The following is a 20,095-nucleotide window of genomic DNA, read 5'->3' on the forward strand; positions in this document are numbered from 1 at the left end:
GAGCGCAAATCAACAACTAAGTTTAATAGAGCCTAAAAAATAGGGGGCTATAAAATGAAAAAGTACATGTCGATGATGCTTGTCTTGCTGTTGTTATTGTTATCCGCCTGCTCCAATAAAACAGCAGGGAATGAAGGAAAATCAGGGGATTCCAAAAATCCAGCTGGAACTATTACAGTATGGGGATGGGACGTTGCGGCAGCCACGATGAAAGCAGCGGTAAAGGACTTTCAGAAAAAATATCCGGACGTAAAAGTGAAGGTAGAGGATTTTAATAGCTCTGACCTTTATGACAAGTTAACGGTTGGTCTGGCGGCACGAGGGTCCGGACTTCCAGATGTGGTGTTGATGGAGGATGAACGAATCCCAGGCTACCTGCACCAGTTTCCTGAAGGATTTTTAAAATTAAACAAGCTTGGGTATGACAAATACAAGGATTCATTCAATCCAGCAAAAGTAGCGGCGGTTCAGAATAAAGATGGAGATTTCATTGCGGCTCCATGGGATATTGGGCCGGCAGGTGTGTTTTACCGAGTAGACTACTTTGAAAAGGCCAATGTGGACCCTAATTCCATCCAAACTTGGGATGATTACATTGAAGCAGGTAAGAAAATTAAAGCCGCAACGGGTGCTCAGCTTCTTCCGATTGATATCCCGAATTATGACGGTGTTTTCCAAATGATGATGCAGCAGCAAGGGCTCTCGTATTTTGATAAGGACGGGAAAATTACCCTCGGGTCCAAGGAAGCCATCAGGGCAATGGGGGTCATCAAAAAGCTTCATGATGCTGGTCTAATCCTGAATAATAAAGGCTGGGATGGGATTGTGACCGCCACTGTAAATGGAAGTGTCGCCACTGTTCCTTATGGTGTTTGGTATGCGGGTTCGATTATGGACCAGGCTCCAGATTTAAAGGGGAAATGGGATGTCTTCTATTTACCAAGCTTTGAAAAGGGCGGTACGAGATATGCGAATGTCGGTGGTTCGTCCTTGTTGGTTCCTTCAACAAGCAAAAATCAATCAGCAGCCTATGCCTTCGTCGAATTTTTTACGACCGATCAAGCATCACAACTATTAGGTTTTGAAAAATATGGACTTTTCCCTTCCTTGAAGGAAACCTATAGTGCACCACAATTTACAGCTAATAACGAGTACTTTCATAATAGCCCGATTTTCAAAAAATTTGCCGATATTGTCGATCAAGTCCCAAAAATCAACGTAAATGAACACTTAGCAAAAGCAAGTGCCCTAACAAGTAATGCCCAAGCAGCCATTCTACTTGAAAATAAATCGGTAGAGTCTGGTTTAAAGGATGCACAAAAACAATTAGAAAATGAGGTCAAAAAATAATTCTAAGGAGAGCTGAGAGGCGGTGTTCCCACTCCTCTCAGCTCTCTCATTTTACCTAAGTTAGGGAGGTGGCTCGTTTGGATCAAACAGAAAAGGTGGTAAATACCACGGCAAACCTTCAAGTCAAAACGAGAAAAAATGTATTAACTCCAAAAAATGCTCCCTATTTCTTTATTGGGCCGGCATTTCTATTAATTTTGATTTTCACTGTCTATCCGGTTATCTCTTCGTTTGTTTTAAGCTTTCAAGAGGTTCGTGGTGTCCAGAAGTCATTTGTGGGATTAGCTAATTATTCTCGCTTATTTCATGATCCCATATTCTATAAATCTCTATTAAATACCTTTCAGATTTTGATCGTCCAAGTCCCAATCATGCTCTTTTTCTCATTATTAATCGCGGTGGGGCTCCATTCTTCGATGTTAAGAGGCAAGGCTTTTTTTCGAATCTCTTATTTCATGCCTGCAATTACAGCGCTAGCAGCCGCCTCGATTGTCTTCATGATTCTATTAGATGAGCATTTCGGGCTTGTTAACTATTTCTTATCATTCCTAGGATTGGATGCCATTTCTTGGTTAAATACTCCATTTTGGGCAAAGGTCTCAGTTATTCTCGTCATGACCTGGAGATGGACTGGATATAACATGGTGATTTTTTTAGCGGGCTTGCAAAATATCCCGGCTGATTTATATGAGGCAGCGAGTATTGATGGAGCAGGAAAAGTGAAGCAATTTTTCATGATTACGATTCCGCAATTGAAGCCGGTGTTTATTTTTACTGTTGTGATGTCCACCATCGGAACGCTGCAGCTATTTGATGAGCCGTTTATTTTGACCAATGGTGGTCCAAACGCCGCCACGATGACGATTACGCTCTATCTATATGAAACAGGCTTTAAGTTTTTCGATTTTGGTTATGCGTCCGCGATTGCCTATGTTCTCGTTATCATTACGGCCATCGTTTCCTGGATTCAAATGAAGCTGGTAGGTGATGAGGAATGATCACTACTAGAAAAATTGGGATCTATAGTTTATTGCTTGTAGGGGTCATCTTATCGATTGGACCTTTCTATTGGATGCTGGTCGGTTCGACTTTACCGTCAGGTGATATTTTTCATCTTCCGCCAAAGCTGCTCCCAGGGGATTACCTGGCGAAAAATTTTCAATCCCTGAATGAGTCATTAGGGATTGCGAAAATTTTCTGGAATTCCTTATTTATTGCCCTTGTTTATACATTCGTCAGTACGCTGATTAGCGCGATGGCTGGCTATGCTTTTGCCAAATTTCAATTTAAGGGGAAGAAGGTATTCTTTTTCATTATTCTATGTACGTTAATGATTCCATCCCAGGTAACGTTGATTCCATTGTTTGAAATGATGGTCTCCTTTAATTGGCTGAATACGTATCAAGCGATAATATTGCCGACGCTTGCTTCCCCCTTTGCGATTTATTTAATGAGGCAAAATATGAAGGCTGTGCCAGACTCAATTATTGAGGCCTCGAGAGTGGATGGGGCAGGGGAATTACGAATATTCTTTACAGTTATACTCCCAGTAACAAGACCAGCGCTCGCAGCTGTTTCTATTTTTCTGTTTATGTCCCAATGGAATAGCTTGCTTTGGCCGCTTATTACGATGAATTCAAAAGAAATGTTTACCCTGCCTGTCGCGTTATCGAGCTTAATTGGAATGGCGCGGATTGATTATGGGCAGCTCATGCTTGGAACCACTTTATCGACAATCCCGATTATGATCTTTTTCTTACTCTTGCAAAGGCATTTTATCTCCGGGATTTTAGGCGGATCGGTAAAAGAATAACTATCAAGGTGTGATACTTATGAAAAAAGTAAAAAGATGGGAAGACATTCAAACAGACGGGATTAACCGTTTGAGCGCCCGCGCTCATTATGTAAGTTATCCGACTCGCTCAGCAGCGGAAACGGGTGATGCAAGACAAAGCCACTATTATCAAAATCTAAATGGAACGTGGAAGTTTCTTTTCCTAGAAGCACCGGAATATGGGCCGGATGGCTTTTATCGAGATGATTTTGACCTCAAGGAATGGGATGATATTACAGTTCCTGGGAACTGGCAGCTGCAGGGGTACGGAAACATGCATTATTCGGATTTGTGGTATAACTTTCCGATCATCCCGCCACGTGTTCCTACTGAAAATCCGACAGGGATATATCGGCGCGAATTTATGTTGGACCGCAGCTTTTGCACAGAGCAATTGATCCTTCGCTTTAATGGCGTTGATTCTGCCTTCGAATTGTATGTCAACGGGGAATTCGCCGGCTACAGTAAAGGTGCACGGATTCAATCTGAATTTGATATTTCTGAATTATGCCGTGAAGGCGCGAACTCCTTGACTGTAAGGGTATTCCAGTGGTCAGATGGGACGTATTTAGAGGACCAGGATATGTGGTGGTTAAGTGGAATTTTCAGGGATGTTGAATTGTATTCTAGACCAATTCTCGGACTCTATGACTATACCGTAAAAACGGAGTTTGATCGTGAATGGGAGGATGCAGCCCTATCGGTGTCCGTTCGATTGACTGAACTGCGGGAGCAAACCATTGTTTATGAATTAATTGACCCGGAAGGAAATCAAGTTTTTATTGAGGAAAAAAGGGCGGATGAACCTTTAAGTAAAAATATTATTGCACCTTTAAAGTGGAGTGCGGAGCAGCCTGTTCTCTATTATCTTTATATGACAGTCAAGGCAGATGGAAAAATAATAGAAGTGATACACCAGTCTGTAGGATTCCGCTCGATTGTGATGGCCGGTGATACATTCCTCGTCAATGGGGTGGCGATCAAGCTAAAGGGTGTAAACCGTCATGACTATAATCCAAAGACCGGGCGTGTGGTGACGAAAGAGGAGATTGAGCGGGACATCCAGACGATGAAGAAGAACAATATTAACGCCATCCGTACAGCACACTACCCAAATGCTTCTTATCTTTATGACCTTTGCGATTTTTATGGCATGTATGTCATTGATGAAACGGATTTAGAATGCCACGGCTTTGAATTAACTAAAAAATATGATTGGATCAGTGATGACCCAGCTTGGGAAACGGCTTATGTTTCAAGGCTTGAGAGGATGATTCAACGTGATAAAAATCATCCGTGTATTATTATGTGGTCGCTTGGCAATGAATCCTCATTTGGCTGTAACTTCCGTACGATGGCCAAACGGGCAAAGGAAATGGATCCGACCCGGCTTGTCCATTATGAAGGAGATTTTGAGGCAGAAGTGACTGATGTATACAGCACGATGTATACGTGGCTCGAGCCTTTTAAGGAAAGGCTGACGATGGATCAGGTGATTGAAAAATCAACAAAACCGCATATTCTCTGTGAGTACGCCCATGCGATGGGAAATGGACCTGGCAATCTGAAAGAATATCAGGATTTATTTTATAAATATGATAAACTCCAGGGCGGATTTATTTGGGAATGGTTTGATCACGGAATTGAAACTGTGGCGGAGGATGGTTCGGTTTACTACAAGTATGGCGGAGATTTTGGCGATGATCCGACGAATGGCAACTTTTGTATTGATGGATTGATTATGCCTGATGGAACGCCATCACCTAGTTTATTTGAATATAAAAAGGTGATTGAGCCTGTTCAAACGGAATGTATCGATATAGAAAATGGTGTGTTTCGTCTCATTAATCGATATGATTTTCTCTCATTAGATCATTTGGAATTAACTTGTTCACTGTATGAGGATGATAGGTTATTAGAAAGCTTTCTAGTAGAGCTTCCGAGGCTGGCTGGGCGTGAAACAGCACAGATTCAGCTGACTGCGGGTAAGGATATGGAGAAAATCAGTGGTGCCCAGTATTATTTAGTATTTTCATATAAACTAAATCAGGTTACACCATGGGCAGCCAAGGGACACGAATTAGCAAATGCTTCCTTCGTGCTTCCAGGGAAAGCGAAAATACCTAAAGTGCATTTAGATGGAGAGCTTCAGATTATAAAGGAAGGCGCCTTTCTAAATGTCAGCGGTTCCGACTTTACGGTAACATTTGATTGTGTCAAAGGAACATTAAAAAAAGTGATCCGTAATGGTGTGGTAGAGATTGAAAAGGGACCGCAGTTTAATTTTTGGCGGGCGCCAATTGATAATGATATGTATCTTCTGGATGGGTACCGCCAGAAATATTTTATGCACTTAGGCCATGAAATCGTTGAGGATATCCGATATGAATGGAAAGACGGGGTATTTGAGTGGCATACGGATGCCCTTTACGGTACTACAAACAGCTCTTGGTATTATCAAATTCAATATCATTACAGTATTTATCCTGACGGCGATATTGTTTGCCGTATTAATGGGGCTGCCTCCGGTCTGAAGGAAAATGCTCCAGTCATGATCCCGCGTTTGGGTGTGCATATGCATCTAAATCGTGATTTTGTTGAAACACAATGGCGCGGGAGGGGCCCAGGTGAGAGTTATCCGGATTCAAAGGAGGCAAACCATTTAGGGGTTTTCAGTTCATCTGTCGATGGGTTGTTCACTAATTATGTAAAGCCGCAAGAAAACGGCAACCGTTCAGATTGTGACTGGGTAAGCTTTACGGATCAAGAAAAAAATGGGCTCATTTTTATCGCAGATGAAACGTTCAACTTTAGTGCTTCTTATTTTGAAATTGGTGACCTTGAGAAAGCAAAGCACACGATCGATTTAAAGCCTAGAGATTATCTTGTTTTGAACTTGGACTACAAACAAAATGGACTCGGCAGCAACTCCTGCGGCCAAAACCAACTAGAAAAATACCGCTGCAAATTCGAAGACTTCACCCTTGCATTCCGGATTTCCCACTTCAACAGTGAAAAAGGAACCGCAATAGAACTAGGGCGCGAATCTTGATAGGATTTAAATGGTGTACACCACCTGTGGACATTTGTCCACGAGTGGTGCCTGACACCATTACTCACTTTTCAGGCATATTTTTGTTGGTTATGTTCGTTGAGTGTTTTGGTGTAGTGGATGGTTAGGTTTTCGAATATTTGATTCCAACTTTGTTTTAGGGCGTAGTTTCTTCCTTCAATCCCCATTTGTTTCCTTAGTTCGTTATTTATTAATAGATGGATTATGGATTTTTTGAATTCCTCCACATTTCCCGCGGGGCATAGATGGCCAGTAACCCCAGTTTGAATAATGTTCTTCACACCCCCAGCATTCGCCCCGATTACGGGGGTTCCACTTGCGAGCGCTTCAAGAACAACATTTCCGAAGGTTTCCGTAGGAGATGGAAATACAAATAAATCGGAAGCTGAGTAGACTTCAGCTAAACGACTTCCGCTTAGGTATCCCGTAAACGTCATGTTGGTGGATGTTTGACGAGCCTCCATCTCCTCGCGTAACGGACCATCCCCGACAATCAGCCAATGTATTTTTTCATTGAAGTCAGCAGGCATTGAATTTGCAATAGCAAGAAGTGTTTCGATATCTTTCTCAGGGGCCAATCTTCCAACAAAAGTCAGCAGGTATTTTTGATCTAGGCCGTAACGCTTATAAACCGCAGTTTTATTATAATGAGGATGGAAAAGCTGGCAATCCACGCCGCGGGGCCATATTTCTAAGTTTGAAAATCCATGGTGCTTGAGCAGCCTTAATGTTTCACTAGAGGGAACGAAAAGCTTTTCACATGATCGATGAAACCAATGCAGATATTTCCAGACGATAGTGGTAAGAAATTGAAGGTCATAGTATTTCAAATAATCATCGAAATTGGTGTGATAGGAACCAACGAGGGGGATATTTAATTTTTTGGCATAATAGATGCCGCAGAGCCCGGCACTAAACGGAGTAGCCACATGAATTAAATCTGGCGAAAAACGTTGTAATTCTGATTTGAGGGAAAATGGATTTGGCAAAGCGAAACGGCATTCAGGATAAAGGAAAAAGGAGAGGCTTCTTAAGTGATGTATATTGTTAGAGACCAACTCCCTGCCGTTTGAATCAGGTGCAAAGATTTTAAAAGTAATCCCCTTCGTTTCAAAATAATCCGTCAGCCGCTTAAGCGTCCTGGCAACCCCGTTGACATCGGGATAAAAGGTATCAGTGAAAATAGCAATCTTCATAAAATCCCTCCTCACCGAATCTTTCAGAACCATAATAAACAGAAGCATAAAATTCCCGTGCCGATTCCAAGAATCCCGCCTGCAAGAACATCAGAAGGATAGTGGAGACCTAAATAAATTCTTGAAATTCCAACACACAGTCCTAGAGGGATGAGGAAAAAAGAAAGCTGCGGCAGGAATAATATATAAGGGGTCACAACGGAAAAGAACGCCGTTGTATGTCCCGAAGGGAAAGAATGATCCTGTAATGGATTGGCTGGGAACTTTGTTTTTTCTATTATCAAATAGGGTCTTTTTCTTGGCAGCAGCCGCTTAGCAAGCTGTACAGGAATATGGCTGGCCGATAAAGCGAGAGCGCTGGCAATGGCAATCAATCTAGTTTCCCCTCGTGAGATGAAAAGGAGAACGAAGGCTGCAGCGATGGTAATGTCAGCTCCGCCAAAATGTGTAACTACACGGAAAAATAGATTTAACAGCTTTTTATCAAAATGTCGATTCACCGTTTGAAACACACGGCAGTCGAAGCCATAAAACACATTGATCCATCTCATCATCGCCAATTCCCCTTATAAATTAATAATACGTAACTCATCTTTTGGTCTATCTCTATAAACATCAGGTCTTCCAATCGAAAGATACGTTATCGGATACTTTTGTATTTCCTCAAGTGAGTAGCAATTTCTCCCATCAATAACAATAGGTTCTTTCATATAAGTTTGAAACATATTCAGCCGTACATGCTTTATTTGTTCCCACTCAGTCAGAATCATAGCTATGTCGGCTTCATAAAGAGCGTAGTGGATATTGTATGCATATTCGACGCTATCCCCTAAAACCTTTTTAGCATTCGGGATTGCAATCGGGTCATATGCTCTAACATTAGCGCCCTCCTCAAGGAGTTCTTTAATAATTTTCAACGAAGCAGCCTCCCGAACATCATCAGTATCAGGTTTAAAGGCTAAACCTAGCACGGCTACTTTTTTATTTTTTAGCGAGCCAAGGATTTCCTTCGCTTTTAAAATTGGAAGGGTTTGTTGACGGTTATTTACTTTTATGACAGCCTCGAGCAATTCGAATTGATGCTTAGCATTTCCCGCGAGCTGCACAAGCGCTCTCGTATCTTTTGGAAAACAAGAGCCCCCATACCCAATGCCGGCCTTAAGAAAATCATGGCCGATCCGTTTATCTTGACCAATTCCAAATGCCACTTCCTCGATATTGGCTCCAACTTTTTCACATAGATTAGCAATTTCATTGATAAAGCTTATTTTTGCAGCTAAAAAGGCATTAGAGGCGTACTTAATCATTTCTGCACTTCGAATATCCGTTTTCATTATGGGAATCTTCAATGGCAGATAAATTTGCTCCATAATCGATGCAGCATCAGGATCATCAGCACCAATCACAATCCGGTCTCCTTGAAAAAAATCAAGGACAGCAGATCCCTCGCGGAGAAACTCAGGACTTGCGACCACCTCGGCTTTAATAGCAGAAGACTTGCGGCTGTGAATAATTTGTTTAATTAACTCATTCGTTCCAACCGGGACTGTGCTTTTTGTACATACAATTACATCCTTATCGATATAATGAGCAATCGTATGGGAAACCACATGAATGTATTTTAAATCTACTGAACCATCCTGCTGTTCAGGAGTGCCGACCGCAATGAAAATGATATCAGCTCCTGAATAGGCCTGCTCGGGGTTCATGGTAAATTGCAGATGTCCGTTAAGCAGATTTTTTTCAATGAGTGAATCCAGTCCAGGCTCATATATCGGAGAACGGCCGTTTTGAAGCATGTCAATTTTGTCTTTTTCAATGTCTATGCATGTTACGTTATGTCCTATATCTGCTAAACCTGCACTTGTGACAAGTCCTACATATCCTGCTCCAGCAACGGTAATCTTCATCCAATCCCTCCAATGAGTTTGATAATTCCATTTTATTAGTTAATGATTGATTTTTTCTTAACCTAGTGTTAAAAGAGTGTAAAGTCTATGTATAGAAGGACGGATCAAATTGTTTTGTTCGATTTTTATGAAGAAATGATAAAGAAAACTAGGAATTTAGCATTATGTTCAGCGTAATAGAATGACATAAAAATCGGCATAATCCAGTTTCATAAATTTTTGAACTGTTAAAAAATACCTAACTTTAGCAATGGCAAAGACTCTTTGCTTTACAAATCTTTACATGTGCTTAAAATTTCCCCTCTATAATGGAAACCGTATTAATAATTGATTCTGAGAGGGGATAAAACATGTTGCGTGAAATACCTTTGAATGAATGGATGAAGAACTTTAATACGGAAGGTCTGCAAAAGAATATTGACCGCCGCAGTTTTTTACAGGGAGCAAGCAAAATCGCCGGCATTTCCCTAGGATTAGCCATAGCTCAATCAATGGGAGGATTTGAGGTAAATGCGGCCCCAAGCTTCAGTGACTATCCCTTTACACTTGGAGTTGCTTCCGGCGATCCGCTGCCTGATGGCGTGGTGCTATGGACAAGGCTCGCTCCGAATCCATTAAATGGCGGGGGGATGCCGCCGCATAGTGTTCCAGTAAAATGGGAAATCGCTACAGATCAATATTTTCGTAATATCGTTCAAAGGGGGACAGAACTTGCGCGCCCTGAGCTCGGTCACTCCATCCATGTAGAAGTGAGTGGACTGAAGGCAAACCAAGTGTACTTTTACCGTTTTAAAAGTGGCAATGAACTAAGTCCTGTTGGAAAAACAAAAACACTTCCAAAAGCGGGGACAAGTGTTTCACATCTCAATTTTGCCTTTGTTTCCTGCCAGCAATTTGAGCATGGATACTTTACTGCTTACCAGCACCTTGCTCAAGAGGAACTTGACCTTGTCTTTCACCTTGGCGATTACATATATGAATACGGACCAAATGAATATGTTGCATCAACTGGAAATGTCCGCACCCACAGCGGACCTGAAATTAAGACCATTGAGGATTACCGAAACCGATATGCACAGTACCGTTCTGATGAACATTTAAAGGCGGCACATGCGGCATTCCCATGGGTTGTTACTTGGGATGACCATGAGGTGGAAAACAATTATGCGAATGTCATTCCTGAAAAAGGGCAATCGGTTGAGGAATTTATTATCCGCAGAGCTGCAGCGTACCAAGCCTATTATGAACATATGCCGCTTCGCAGGTCGTCACTTCCGCATGGGGCAGATATGAAAATCTATCGCAATTTTGAATATGGCGATCTCGCTTCCTTCTTCGTACTGGATACACGCCAATACCGTGATGACCAGGCAAACGGAGATACGAGCTCGCCGCAGACTGCGGAATCTCTTGATCCGAAAAGGACTTTAATGGGAGCGGAACAAGAAGAGTGGCTGTTTAATAAACTCGATAGCTCCAGCACAGGCTGGAATGTACTGGCGCAGCAAATCTTCTTTGCACAGCGCAATTACGGAACAGCCACTTCACCAAAATACAGCATGGATGCATGGGATGGCTATCCGGCGGCACGGCAGCATGTGCTCGATTATGCCAAAGCCAACAGGTTAAATAACATGATTGTGTTAACGGGTGATGTTCATGCAAACTGGGCATCTAACTTAATAGAAGATTTTAACGATTTGAACTCAAGAATCTTTGGCGCTGAATTCGTTGGAACTTCTATTACTTCAGGCGGGAACGGTGCCGATAAGCGGGCAGATACCGACAAAATTTTAGGCCTCAACCCGCATATTAAATTCTTTAACGATTATCGTGGCTACGTTCGCTGCCGGGTGACACCTGAGCGCTGGCAGGCAGACTACCGCGTGGTTCCGTATGTATCCACGACAGGAGCAGATGTTTCAACGAGAGCCTCGTTTATTTTTGAAAAAGATGAGCAGGGACTCAAGCAGGTATCTACTACCAAAGTTCCTTTGGGCATTCAGCTTTCAACGGAAGTGGAAGAGGATCGAAATAAAGCGCATAGCCGTGCTCATCAAAAGCAGTTAGAGAAAAAAGGAGCTAAAGTTCCAAATCATTAAGGACACAGGACCCCAAAACGGGAAGAACCGAGATTGCAATAATAGCGATAGAGGACACGGCCAGCTGTAAACAAAAGCTCGTGTCCTTCATAACAAAAATTACTTTACAGTTCTTTATTACCTTCCCTAATCACTTCCACATAAAACTTAATCGCATTGATGTAATTTTCAATAGAAACATGTTCGTTCGTACCATGCATCCGGTTCAGGTCCTCGGAGGTAATTTGGACAGGGAGGAACCGGTAGGTATTTTTGGAGACAGGATCATATTGACGCGCATCAGAGCCAGCAAACATTAAATAGGGTGCAATAACAGCATCACTGTAAACATTTCTAGCCGCCTGCTGAATCGACTTGAATTGCCAGCTGTTAACAGAGGATACCTTTGAGGCTTCGCTCCCAGTCACTGTTACCTTTATCTCATCATCTTCAATCGTGTCTTCAATGAATCGTTTTACTTCGTCCAAAGAATCCCCAGGCATTAGCCGAAGGTTAATGATGGCAGTGGCCTTTTCAGGCAAGGCATTGTATTGCTCGCCAGCTTGAAAAATAGTTGGAGCAATTGTAGTCCGAATTAAAGCGGCAGATGCAGGCTGGCCAAGTAAAATTTTTTCAATAACCGGCTCAAAAATCGCTTTGTTGGCAAAAACATATTTCATTCCGAAGCTCATTTCTGGAGCAACGAATTCAAACATGTCTTCCCCAGAACCTCTAAGGTCGCCTTTAAACTGGGTATCCTCTAATTTAGCAATCGCACTGGCTATTCTACCGATATTGGTGTGATCCTTTGGCTGGGAGGAGTGACCGCCGCTGCCTTCAATCGATAATTCGGCCGTTGCAGATCCCTTCTCAGAAATACCTACAACACCAACTGGCTGAGTCACACCTGGCACCATGTTTTCAACAATTGCTCCGCCTTCGTCTAAAACATATTCAAACGTAATTCCTCTAGCCTTAAGAGAATCGACGATTTTGCTTGCCCCTTCATCACCGCCGATTTCTTCGTCGAAGCCAAACATAAAATACATATCCCGGTCGGGCTCATATCCCTCTTTTAATAGATAATCAATAGCCTGCAGAATGCCGATGACACCAATTTTGTCATCTAAGGTTCCCCGTCCCCAAATTCGGCCGTCAACAACTGCACCGCTGAAGGGATCCTGCTCCCAGTTGGCTTCTGTTCCTTTTAATACAGGGACAACATCATAATGGCTCGTAAGGCCGATAGGATTTTTACTAGCATCGGAACCTTTCCATTTATAAACTAGTGCATAACCATTTACTTTTTCAAACGAAAGCTTCTGATGAACCTCTGGAAAACTTTCTTGTAAAAAAGTAATAAATCTATCAAACTCCTTAAAATCAAATTTACTTCGGTCTTGATAAGAAACAGTTTTAAATGTGATCGCTTTTGATAAATGTTGAACCGCTTCATCTTGGTTTATCGTCGCTTTTGCAGGATGTGGCGTAGGTTGTTTCGATCTTACAGTAAAAGTATTGAAACCGGTTACAATTATGAATAATAAAATAAGACCACCAATTATAATGAATGTCAGCTTTCTTTTTTTCAATGTCATTTCCCCATATTTTCTCTTTTACTTTATATTACTATATTTTTAGAATAGTAGGAATTTTATTAAAAATAAAGATAAGTCTCGAATTGAAAATATTTGAATTTGAAATAAGTGGGAGATATAATTAAAGTGTGTAATACATGACTAAGACTGAATGAATGATGAAGGAAAAGAAAAAATAACCATATGAAAAAGAATAAAGGAAGAGGTGTGAAGATTATGGAGAAATTCCATCAATCACCAAATATATATGTTGGCGAGGTCAATATTAAGGTAAAAAACTTAGATTACTCACTAAATTTTTATCAAAATATTATCGGTTTTCAAGTCTTGGAGAAAACGGAGCGGAAAGCAGTCCTAACGACTGACGGGAAAACCCCCTTACTGACGCTGGAACAGCCTGCAAATGTCATTCCAAAAGAAGGACGTACATCCGGGCTGTATCATTTTGCGATTTTGCTTCCATCCCGTGCGGATTTATCGGTTTTCTTACGGCACTTGCTCCAAACCGGCTACCCATTAGGAGCTGCAGACCATTATGTTAGTGAAGCGTTGTACTTGAATGATCCAGACGGAAATGGGATTGAGGTCTACCGCGACCGCCCTTCATCAGAGTGGACCTGGAACAACGGACTCGTCTCAATGGCTACTGAAGAACTTGACGGGCAGGGAATCCTTGCCGAAAGCGATGCAGAATGGAAGGGCCTTCCTGCTGGGACGCTTATGGGGCATATTCACCTGCACGTAGGCGATTTGCAAAAGGCAGAAGAGTTCTATACAAAAGGCCTTGGATTTAAGGTTGTTAGCTACTATCCACAGGCTGCGTTCCTTTCTACTGGCGGCTACCATCACCATATAGCCATCAATACGTGGCAGGGGGTAGGTGTAGAGGCTCCGCCGAAAAACAGTGTCGGTTTAAATTGGTACACACTTGTTTTTCCAGACGAATATACTAGAGAGCATACCATAAACCAATTGAGGCATTTGGGTGTCCAAATTACTAAAGAAGCTGACTATTATGTAACAAGTGATCCATCCGGAAACCAAATTCGATTAGTGATTTAACAGACTTTGGGGGATAACAAATGATGGACGTTAAGCAACAGGACGAACATACTGGAATGGAATTTGGCATTTATACATTAGCTGATTTAGGTCCTGACCCACATACAGGTAAAACAATCAGTGCTGGTAAGCGTCTGGAAGAAATCATCGAAGCAGCAAAAATCGCTGATCAGGCAGGACTCGACTTATTCGGTGTTGGTGAACATCACCGGTTAGACTATGCAGTATCAGCACCGCCGGTGGTCTTGTCTGCTATTTCTCAAGTTACAAAAAGAATTAGACTGATAAGTACGACAACAGTATTAAGTACCGTAGATCCCGTTCGTTTATTCGAAGATTTTGCAACACTCGATCTCTTGTCTAATGGGCGGGCAGAAATTATGGCCGGGCGTGGGGCTTTTATTGAGTCCTTCCCACTTTTCGGATATGACCTTGAAAATTATGATGATTTGTTTGAAGAAAACATTAAATTGTTTCAAGAGTTAAGCGGAAACGAAAGGGTTACATGGAAAGGACGTTTTCGGTCACCATTGTATAATGCCGAAATTGCCCCCCGGCCAGCTCAAAAAAATATCCCATTATGGGTTGGTGTTGGCGGGACTCCTGAAAGTGCTGCACGGGCTGGCAGATTAGGAACGGGCTTAGCATTAGCAATCCTCGGCGGTGATCCAATTCGGTTTAAGCCTTTAGTCGATGTATACCGGCAGGCCGCAAGTGAAGCAGGTCATGCTCCTGAGGTATTAAAGGTTGGTGTGACAGGTCATACCTATATAGCGGAAACTACGCAGCAGGCGAAAGATGAATTTTTTCCTTATTACGCTAACTACTGGGAATACTTCAATTTTCAACTAGGCAGGGACGCCAGCATGTCGAGAGCTGATTTTGAACAGTTGGCCAGTCCCGAAACCGCGCTGTTTGTGGGAAGTCCGCAGCAGATTATTGAAAAAGTCCTCAGACAATATGAGTTATTTGGACATAAACGGTTTATCGCCCAAATGGATATAGGTGGTCTTCCTTTTGAGAAAGTGGCAAAAGGTATCGAGCTTTTGGCCACAAAAGTAGTGCCAGTCGTGCGCCGGGAAATTGGAGCAAAATAATGAAAAGGGTACNNGTACCCTTTTCATTATTTTATAAAACAAGATCTCTTTCTAATAATCCAACCTGAATAAGACCATTGAGAATTCCATTATTAGAGGAGGAAGTGGTGATGATATCGGCGACAGCCTTAGCTTCAGGTACAGCGTTTCCCATGGCGATTCCCGTTCCGGCCTCCGTCAGCATCTCCAAATCGTTCAACCCATCCCCAAAGGCAAAACTGTCTTCAATCTTCATATCCAATACTTCAAGCATTTTTCGGATGCCAACTGCTTTTGATGCACCTTTAGGGAGTATATCGTAAGCACAATCATGCCATTTCACGAAACTAAGATCAGGGAAGTGATCAAAATACAATTTCTCATCCTTATCCTTGCAGTATAGATGTCCTTGATAAATGGAAGTATGTTTATAGAATTCGGGGTTTACCTCAGGATAGGACATCATTAAAGCATCAAAACCAGACTCGATAAACGGATGATTTTTAACGCTTGCTTTAAAATCGTTATGGCTGCAGTAGGCCAATGCATGACCGTTGCTTTCAGTCATTTCCGATAGTGATTGCAGCCTTTTTGGATCAATTGGGTTTGCGTAAATTTCTTTCCCTTCAAAGACTACATATTGTCCATTCATAGATACATAGGAATCAATATTTAATTCCTTTTGGATCCAATAAAACATCTTTGGCACACGCCCAGTGGCAATAACGGTGTGAATCCCTTTTTCCTGAAGCAAGCGAACAGCTTTCTTTGTGGTATCGGGAATGGTTTTTTCTTCAGTTAATAATGTTCCATCAATATCAAAAAACACAATTGGTTTTTGCATTGTTTACACCTCCGTGGAAAATGCAACACCGCCGTTACGCTCAGGGAATCTTGATCACGCCGGCTTGGTGTTGCATGTCTTACAAATAGAGAATAATTTATGAAACGCGTTTCAGGTCAAGCGTTTTATGAGAAAAAAACTTGAAGCCATTTATGGCTCCAAGTCTAAACAGTTTTACGCTCAATTAATTTCACGGGTATTTCATCATAGACAATCATGCTGTTTTGTCTTATCGCTTGTTGAAACAGTTTTCTCCCAATATCCACTAGTGGGATCTCGATTGTCGTGATATTCATCATTTTCGCGATAGGCTGGTTATTGAAGCCAATGATGGCAAGGTCACCAGGAATAGAAATGTTTCGGTTTTGGGCGCACATGACAATGCCGGCAGCGACATCATCATTGGTCACCAATAAGGCAGTAGGAGGATCAATCATTTGTGTTATTCGGTGAATGACTTGTTCTCCATCTTCAAAATGAAGGCAATGATTAAAAATATAATCAGGTTCATAAGGTAAATGATGGTTCGCTGTAAATTCCTTAAACGCCATTTCTCTCTGTTTGCTATTTGTACCAGATCGCCGGCCAATACAGTAGCCAATTTTTCTATGCCCTTTTTGAAATAAATAGTCGAAGGCAAACAGGAAGGTTTTGTAATGATCCACAAAGGTGGAAGGGACGTTTTTCCCTCGTGTATCTTCACATAAAATAATGGGTCCATATGGCAGGTATTCTTCGACAGTCTGCCAATCGCACTTTCTTGAACAAATAATTAACGCATCGATTTGCTTTTGTTTTAACATTTGCATGGCTTCCAGTTCTCTGGATTCCATGTAGTTCGTCTGAATTAAAACCAGTTTATAGTTGTTTTCTAAGGCTTCAACTGACATTCCTTTTATAAGCAAGTAAAAATAAGGATGCTCAATAAAAGGAACTACCACGCCAATTAGGAAAGTTTTACCCATACTTAAATGGACGGCATTAATATTTTGCTGGTAGTTACTTTGCTTGATGGCATCAAAAACAGCGTTCCGTTTTTCCTCGCTCACATATGGATGATTATTTAGCACACGGGATACAGTCGTTACAGATACGCCGGCCATTTTTGCTAAATCTCTAATATTTGTCATGGTATCACCTTTTTAAAATCATTTGCTTCCCATATCCTGAAGTTCATTAACGGTTACAAACGTATATCCCTTTTCCGTTAGGGACTTAATTATCCCTTCGATAGCTTCCAGCTCGCTGCCAGTGTTATCATACATCGGATGCATGAGGATAATCGAACCTGGTTTGATACGGTCCTCTACATACTTCACTTTATCAGAGGCAGTGGTGTAGTAGGTATCCGGCTCAAGATTCCAAGTAATCGTATCTCGATTATGTTTATTTAAGTAAAAGGGAAGCCCGAATAATTTTTTTCCGTTTGGCGGACGAAAGTCGATTTCTCCCTTGAATCCAGCCTCTCGAATTAAATTATCGGTTTTTTCGATTTCCTCTTTTATATAAGAAGGCGATTTGAAGACCATGCGATTATGGGAATAAGTATGATTGCCAACCTGGTAGCCTGCTTTTACGATTTTTTCGGCCTCTTCAGGAGTTTTCTCGATCTCGTTACCAATTAGAAAAAAGGTAGCCTTAGCATTGTATTTTTTTAATAAGGGAAGGATTTGCTCAACATTTTTGGTAGGACCATCATCAAACGTTAGGGCAACCACTTTTTGATTGGTCTCCACATGATTGGTTAAGCCGCCGAATAGCTGGAATGTTCTAGCATTCATTAATTTATAAGTACTAAATAATAATAGGAAAATAATAAAAATTGCTACTCCGAAAGAGAGTATTATTTTCTTCATAAATTCAGCCTTTCTTATTCTTAATATTGTTATAAAAATTATAGCAGAATGCTCTAGTAAACATACTTGTTTGAGTGAGCTGCTTGACAATAAAAATAAATTCTATTATCCTTTTATAAAAATTGATGAAAAAAATTTCGTATAACTCCAATAATATGGTTTGGAGGTTTCTACCAGGAACCAATAATTCCTGATTACGAAGAAGGTACACGTAACTGTATTTTCTTCGTAATCAGGAATTTTTTTTATTTTTAAAAAATTTAAGGAGGTCCACAATGAACTTCGAAACATTACCTAAAATAGAACTGCATTGCCATTTAGATGGCAGTCTTAGACCAGAAACAATTATTGATATTGCAAAGAAAGAGGGTATACAACTTCCGTCTTTTGAAGCGGAAAAACTCCAAAGGGATCTCATTGCACCATTGGAATGTGAATCACTCGATGAATATTTGGAGAAATTTGCAATCCCCAATCTTGTTATGCAGTCAAAGGATAATCTAAAAAGAATTACGTTTGAGCTGTTTGAAGATGCGGCAAAGGAAAATGTGAAATACATGGAGGTTCGGTTTGCTCCTTTACTTCATACGAAAATGGGATTAGATGTTGAAGAAATCATCCAAAGTGTGTTGGAGGGTATGAAGGATGCAGAAGCCCAATTCGATATTAAGGGAAATATAATCCTGTCATGCATGAGAACGATGTCTCCGGAAAGTGCTTTTGAAGTCGTTGAAAAGGGGAAGAAATTCCTTGGTAATGGGGTAGTGGCGATCGACTTATGTGCTTCTGAAGAGGCTGGTTTCTCTAGAAGATTCGTGGAACCAATCGCTCTTGCCAGAGAATATGGCTACAGAGTCACCATTCATGCAGGTGAAACGGGAATCGGCGAAAATGTGCTGGAAGCCGTTGAGCTTTTAGGTGCTGAAAGAATCGGCCATGGGGTTTTTATCAGAGACTGCGAGGCGGCCTATAACGTTGTGAAGGAAAAACAAGTGGTGCTGGAAATGTGCCCGACGAGCAATGTCCAAACAAAAGCAGTGAATCAATATAGCGATCATCCCATCTATGATTTCCACAAGGATGGCATCAAAGTAACCGTAAATACAGACAACAGAACCGTTTCCAATACATCAATGGCGAATGAATGCAATATCGTTTTCGAAGAATTTAAGGCTAATTACGAGGAATATAAACAAATCTACATCAACAGTGTTGAAGCATCCTTTGCAGACCAAGAAACAAAGGAAAAGCTCAGAAAGTATCTATAAAAAATGGGGAGCGATCCGCTCCCCAAAATAAATTATTTCATTGCATTGAAACTAACTGCTATTTTAGCTCCGACAACGGCATTGTTTTTCACTAAAGCAATGTTGGCATCCAAGCTTTTGCCTTCTGTTAAGTCTTTGACTTTGCCTAGTAAGAATGGTGTTACATCTTTACCAGAAATATGCTTTTCTTCAGCCTCTTTTAAGGCTGCTTCAATGACACCATTAATGACTTTTTCATCCATAGCGAATTCTTCAGGAATTGGGTTGGCGATAACAGCTCCGCCTTTAAGGTTTAAATCCCATTTTACTTTTAACGTAGAGGCGATTGTGTCGACATCATCAGCACGTAAGTTTAGCGCGAATTCACTACTTCGTGTATAGAAAGCAGGGAGCACATCAGTTTGATAGCCAATAACAGGCACACCTTTTGTTTCAAGATATTCCATTGTTAACCCTAAATCTAGAATTGATTTGGCACCTGCACAAATAACCGCTACGTTGGTTTGTCCAAGCTCTTCAAGGTCTGCAGAGATATCCATCGTAGTCTCAGCACCGCGGTGCGCACCGCCAATACCGCCCGTTACGAAGATGTTAATTCCTGCAGCTTCTGCGCAAATCATAGTTGCGGCAACCGTTGTAGCCCCAAGTTTTTTTGTCGCGATTAAATAGGCTAAATCACGTCGTGATGCTTTGGCAACATCTGAACTTTTACCGAACATTTCAAGCTCTTCATCGGATAGACCAATTTTAATTTTCCCATCGATAATCGCAATAGTAGCTGGTACGGCTCCATGATCACGGACAATTTGTTCCACTTCGCGGGCAGTTTGCACATTCTGTGGATAAGGCATACCATGAGAGATAATCGTAGACTCCAGGGCAACGATTGGTTTTCCTTGTTCCTTAGCAGCACGTACTTCTTCAGATAATGTAATATATTGTTTCAT

Annotated in this window: 16 protein-coding genes and 1 riboswitch; of the genes, 8 read left to right on the forward strand and 8 right to left on the reverse strand. The window is 41.5% G+C overall.

What is annotated here, in order from left to right; all coding sequences use genetic code 11:
• Positions 1 to 54: 54 nt before the first annotated feature.
• The 4 genes from V7161_RS25215 (at position 55) to ebgA (ending at position 6,236) form a co-directional block, all read left to right on the forward strand.
• A complete protein-coding gene (locus tag V7161_RS25215) occupies positions 55 to 1,350 on the forward strand; it encodes an ABC transporter substrate-binding protein (RefSeq protein WP_335715558.1) in 1,296 nt (431 codons plus the stop codon).
• A 77-nt stretch (positions 1,351 to 1,427) separates the two neighbouring features.
• Positions 1,428 to 2,348: a carbohydrate ABC transporter permease gene (locus tag V7161_RS25220; protein ID WP_335715559.1), complete on the forward strand. Its 921-nt coding sequence runs from the start codon at positions 1,428 to 1,430 to the stop codon at positions 2,346 to 2,348.
• Entirely contained in the window at positions 2,345 to 3,163 is an 819-nt protein-coding gene (locus V7161_RS25225) for a carbohydrate ABC transporter permease (protein ID WP_335715560.1), read from the forward strand. The genes V7161_RS25220 and V7161_RS25225 overlap by 4 nt, the downstream gene beginning before the upstream one ends.
• A gap of 19 nt (positions 3,164 to 3,182) precedes the next feature.
• Positions 3,183 to 6,236 carry a beta-galactosidase subunit alpha gene (gene ebgA, locus V7161_RS25230; protein WP_335715561.1) on the forward strand — a complete coding sequence of 1,018 codons (3,054 nt, stop codon included), beginning with the start codon at positions 3,183 to 3,185 and terminating at the stop codon, positions 6,234 to 6,236.
• A 71-nt stretch (positions 6,237 to 6,307) separates the two neighbouring features.
• Here the strand turns inward: ebgA and V7161_RS25235 are convergent, their stop codons facing one another.
• From V7161_RS25235 to V7161_RS25245, 3 genes are read right to left on the reverse strand one after another with little or no spacing between them, the layout of a single operon-like run.
• A complete protein-coding gene (locus V7161_RS25235; RefSeq protein ID WP_335715562.1) occupies positions 6,308 to 7,453 on the reverse strand; it encodes a glycosyltransferase family 4 protein in 1,146 nt (381 codons plus the stop codon).
• A 23-nt stretch (positions 7,454 to 7,476) separates the two neighbouring features.
• A complete protein-coding gene (locus V7161_RS25240; protein ID WP_335715563.1) occupies positions 7,477 to 8,007 on the reverse strand; it encodes a phosphatase PAP2 family protein in 531 nt (176 codons plus the stop codon).
• Between the two features lie 12 nt (positions 8,008 to 8,019).
• The gene (locus V7161_RS25245; RefSeq protein WP_335715564.1) at positions 8,020 to 9,363 is read right to left on the reverse strand and encodes a UDP-glucose dehydrogenase family protein; all 1,344 of its coding nucleotides are present in this window, start codon (positions 9,361 to 9,363) and stop codon (positions 8,020 to 8,022) included.
• A gap of 380 nt (positions 9,364 to 9,743) precedes the next feature.
• On the opposite strand from V7161_RS25245, the gene V7161_RS25250 reads away from it, so the two are divergent.
• Positions 9,744 to 11,465 (forward strand): alkaline phosphatase D family protein, encoded by a 1,722-nt coding sequence (locus V7161_RS25250; RefSeq protein WP_335715582.1) that lies wholly within the window; start codon positions 9,744 to 9,746, stop codon positions 11,463 to 11,465.
• Positions 11,466 to 11,569: 104 nt separating this feature from the next.
• Here the strand turns inward: V7161_RS25250 and V7161_RS25255 are convergent, their stop codons facing one another.
• Positions 11,570 to 13,036: a M20 family peptidase gene (locus V7161_RS25255; RefSeq protein ID WP_335715565.1), complete on the reverse strand. Its 1,467-nt coding sequence runs from the start codon at positions 13,034 to 13,036 to the stop codon at positions 11,570 to 11,572.
• Between the two features lie 222 nt (positions 13,037 to 13,258).
• On the opposite strand from V7161_RS25255, the gene V7161_RS25260 reads away from it, so the two are divergent.
• Complete coding sequence (locus V7161_RS25260) at positions 13,259 to 14,104, forward strand: VOC family protein (protein ID WP_335715566.1); 846 nt, start codon at positions 13,259 to 13,261, stop codon at positions 14,102 to 14,104.
• Between the two features lie 23 nt (positions 14,105 to 14,127).
• A complete protein-coding gene (locus V7161_RS25265) occupies positions 14,128 to 15,201 on the forward strand; it encodes an LLM class flavin-dependent oxidoreductase (RefSeq protein WP_335715583.1) in 1,074 nt (357 codons plus the stop codon).
• Between the two features lie 31 nt (positions 15,202 to 15,232).
• Here the strand turns inward: V7161_RS25265 and V7161_RS25270 are convergent, their stop codons facing one another.
• The 3 genes from V7161_RS25270 to V7161_RS25280 form a co-directional block, all read right to left on the reverse strand.
• Positions 15,233 to 16,024: a Cof-type HAD-IIB family hydrolase gene (locus tag V7161_RS25270; protein ID WP_335715567.1), complete on the reverse strand. Its 792-nt coding sequence runs from the start codon at positions 16,022 to 16,024 to the stop codon at positions 15,233 to 15,235.
• A 164-nt stretch (positions 16,025 to 16,188) separates the two neighbouring features.
• Positions 16,189 to 17,154, reverse strand: a complete 966-nt coding sequence (locus V7161_RS25275; RefSeq protein WP_335715568.1) for a LacI family DNA-binding transcriptional regulator — start codon at positions 17,152 to 17,154, stop codon at positions 16,189 to 16,191.
• A gap of 18 nt (positions 17,155 to 17,172) precedes the next feature.
• Positions 17,173 to 17,880: a polysaccharide deacetylase family protein gene (locus V7161_RS25280; protein ID WP_335715569.1), complete on the reverse strand. Its 708-nt coding sequence runs from the start codon at positions 17,878 to 17,880 to the stop codon at positions 17,173 to 17,175.
• A 117-nt stretch (positions 17,881 to 17,997) separates the two neighbouring features.
• Positions 17,998 to 18,097: riboswitch (purine riboswitch) on the forward strand.
• Positions 18,098 to 18,155: 58 nt separating this feature from the next.
• Between V7161_RS25280 and add the strand changes: the two genes are divergently transcribed.
• On the forward strand, positions 18,156 to 19,148 hold the full coding sequence (add, locus tag V7161_RS25285; RefSeq protein ID WP_335715570.1) for an adenosine deaminase: 993 nt from the start codon (positions 18,156 to 18,158) through the stop codon (positions 19,146 to 19,148).
• Positions 19,149 to 19,180: 32 nt separating this feature from the next.
• Here add and V7161_RS25290 read toward each other — a convergent pair whose 3' ends face one another.
• Positions 19,181 to 20,095: a pseudouridine-5'-phosphate glycosidase gene (locus V7161_RS25290; RefSeq protein ID WP_223594304.1), complete on the reverse strand. Its 915-nt coding sequence runs from the start codon at positions 20,093 to 20,095 to the stop codon at positions 19,181 to 19,183.

It is taken from the genome of Neobacillus drentensis (assembly GCF_036965425.1).
In the GTDB taxonomy this organism is placed as follows: Bacteria; Bacillota; Bacilli; order Bacillales; family Cytobacillaceae; genus Neobacillus; species Neobacillus drentensis_F.